Below are 2641 nucleotides of genomic sequence, written 5' to 3' on the forward strand. Positions count from 1 at the left end.
CGGCAAGTCCAGAGCCGCCGGCCCACGCCCCGTCCAAGGTCGCGACAACGTCGCCAGGGTGCTCGTCGCCAGAGCCGCCGAGGCTGTCGAGGGCGGTCTGAGCATCCAGTACCGCGACGTCAACGGAGAGCCGTCCGCGGTGGTCTTCGCCGAGAACTCGCCGTACGCCGTGATGGTCGTGGACCTCGCCACGGACGGAGAGCACGTCGGGGACATCTACGTGGTCAGCAATCCCGACAAGCTCTCCCACGTGCCCGAAGAAACGGAACCACGTCATGCTTGAGCGGACGCTGATCGCCAACGACCCGGGCCGGCCGGTTCAGCGACGGCTGGGCACAGACGGCGACCCTCTCACGGGTTCGGCCTGGGCCGCATCGGCGCTTGACGATCGGCCGGAGCCGACGATGGGACAGTCGGATCCCACAGCCCATCCGCCTCGCCCCTGGCGAGGTGCTCGGCGTAGACGCCGACCTTCCAGGCGATGAGGGAGCGGCAGTCCTCCAGCGCCTGGATCTGTGCCTCGACCCGTCGCTGGTGGGAATCGAGGAGTTGCAGGCGTTCGGTCTCGTTGCCCGGACCGCGCCGCACCAGCTCCGCGAACCGCTTGAGATCGGCCAGCGGCATGCCGGACCGGCGGAGCTTGACGCAGATCAGCAGCCAGTCGACATCGGCCGCGCCGTAGCGCCTTCGGCCGCTGGCGGTGCGCTGGATGGTCCCGACCAGCAAACCCTCGCGCTCGTAGAGACGCAGGGCATGGGGGCTCAGCCCGGTCCGCTGGGACACTTCACCGATGCTCAGCGGCATCTCCTGCGACTCGGCAGTCACCATGCCGCTCAGCATACGGGTTGACCTAGACCTCGCTCTAACTTCTAGCGTCCTCGATATGACCACAACTGATCAGCGGTCGCTCGGCTCGCCCTTCTCCGCCGCCAGCACCGTCGAGGACGTCATGGCCGGCATCGATCTTTCCGGCAGGACCGCCGTCGTGACCGGTGGCTACTCCGGCCTCGGGCTGGAAACCACCCGGGGCCTGGTGGCCGCCGGCGCTCACGTCATCGTCCCGGCGCGCCGACCCGAGGTGGCCCGCGTGGCTCTGCGGGACGTCCATGGCTGCGACGTGATCCCCATGGATCTGGCGGACCTGGCCGGCGTGCGCGCCGCCGCGGCGCGGATCCGCGAGGTCATCGACCGGCTGGATCTCCTCATGGCCGTCGCCGGAGTGATGGCCACACCCGCGCGTTACGTCGGACCGGGCTGGGAAAGCCAGCTCGCCGTCAACCACTTCGGACACTTCACACTGGCCGGCGAGCTGTCCTCGCTGCTGACGGCCGCTGACGGTGCGCGCGTCATCGTCAACAGCTCGGCCGGGCACTCCCTGACCGACATCCGTTGGCACGACCCGCATTTCCGCACCGGCTACGACAAGTGGCTGGCCTACGGTCAGGCCAAGACCGCCAATGTGCTGTTCGCGATCGGGCTCGACGCCCTCGGGAGCCGGGACGGCATCCGGGCGTTCGCGTTGCATCCAGGCAAGATCATAACGGGCCTTCAGCGCGAGATGACGCTCCAGGAGCAGGTCGAACGCGGATGGGTGGACCAGGACGGCAAGGTGATCGGCCCCGACTTCAAGACCGCGTCGCAAGGCGCTGCCACCGGCCTCTGGGCGGCCACCTCGTCGTTGCTCGATGGCCGCGGCGGGCTCTACCTGGAGGACTGCGACGTCGCGCGCATCGCCACCCCCGGCGAGTCGGTGGATGAGGGTGGCGTCCGCGCATACGCCGTCGACACCGACTCCGCTGCCCGGCTCTGGGAACTGTCCGTCGCGGCCACCGGCGCGACCCCGATGGCTCGCTGAGGTGCGTTCGTGCTCATGGAGCACCGACGACCCCGGTTACGCCGGGGCCGCGCCGGCTCGCCGGGAGCTGGCGCCTGTCACGGTGCGGCAGGTCAGGCGGCGAACGCGGCGGCCCGCTCGGTGGCCCACTGCGAGAAGGTGAGTCCGGGGCGGCCGAGGATGTTCTCGGTCGCGTCGGAGATCAGTCCCGCCTGGAGGTAGGAGGCGGCCTGCAGCGTGAGGAAGGCGTCGATGAGGGGTACCGGGAGCCCTCCTCTGGCCATGGCCTCGCGGGCGGCCTCGTGCGGGACCTCTTCGAAGCGCAGCGGCCGGCCGATGGCTTTGCCGATGACGTCGATCATCTCGCCCTGGGTCATGACCTCTGGTCCGGTGAGGACGGGTTTCCGGCCGATCAGGTCGTCATGCAGCAGGGCGTGCGCCGCCACGGCGGCGATGTCGCGCTCGTGCAGGGGGGCCCACGCGGCGTCGCCGTAGGCGCTGCGCACGACGTCGCCGTGGCGGATCTGCGCGCCCCAGGAGGAGATCGCGTTGGTGGCGAACCAGCCGGGCCGGATCGCCGTCCACGGCAGGCCGGATTCCTCGGTCGCGGCTTCCACCTCCTTGTTGTATTCGCCGCGCAACCGGGAAGGCTGCTGGTCGAGCGGGTGGTCGACGTTCAGGGCCGACATCACCACCGCCTTGGACACTCCGGCGTCCCGGGCGAGGCGGAGCAGTTCGCCGGTGGACTGACGGACGAGGCTCGGGTCGGGGTTCTGCCCCATGGCGCGCGGGTGGACGAACACGGCC

General features: G+C 70.0%; 3 protein-coding genes and 1 pseudogene. 2 read left to right on the forward strand and 2 right to left on the reverse strand.

Going from position 1 to position 2641, the window contains the following annotated elements; all coding sequences use genetic code 11:
- Window positions 1-283 (forward strand): annotated as a pseudogene (locus tag FAF44_RS52790) (RNA polymerase subunit sigma-24); the annotation flags it as partial.
- Between the two features lie 68 nt (window positions 284-351).
- On the opposite strand, the gene FAF44_RS52795 reads toward FAF44_RS52790, so the two are convergent.
- A complete protein-coding gene (locus FAF44_RS52795; RefSeq protein ID WP_237111055.1) occupies window positions 352-828 on the reverse strand; it encodes a MerR family transcriptional regulator in 477 nt (158 codons plus the stop codon).
- Between the two features lie 55 nt (window positions 829-883).
- On the opposite strand from FAF44_RS52795, the gene FAF44_RS52800 reads away from it, so the two are divergent.
- Window positions 884-1855, forward strand: a complete 972-nt coding sequence (locus tag FAF44_RS52800; protein ID WP_237111057.1) for an oxidoreductase — start codon at window positions 884-886, stop codon at window positions 1853-1855.
- A 92-nt stretch (window positions 1856-1947) separates the two neighbouring features.
- Here the strand turns inward: FAF44_RS52800 and FAF44_RS52805 are convergent.
- Window positions 1948-2641, reverse strand: a 694-nt coding sequence (locus FAF44_RS52805; protein ID WP_237111056.1) for an NAD(P)H-binding protein, incomplete at its 5' end; no start/stop codon positions are given.

The sequence above is a fragment of the Nonomuraea sp. MG754425 genome, from assembly GCF_021699195.1.
Classification (GTDB): Bacteria; Actinomycetota; Actinomycetes; order Streptosporangiales; family Streptosporangiaceae; genus Nonomuraea.

Coding starts and splice junctions, on each gene's coding strand:
- FAF44_RS52795 (WP_237111055.1), bottom strand. CDS start 828: ATGGTGACTGCCGAGTCGCAGGAGATGCCGCTGAGCATCGGTGAAGTG.
- FAF44_RS52800 (WP_237111057.1), top strand. CDS start 884: ATGACCACAACTGATCAGCGGTCGCTCGGCTCGCCCTTCTCCGCCGCC.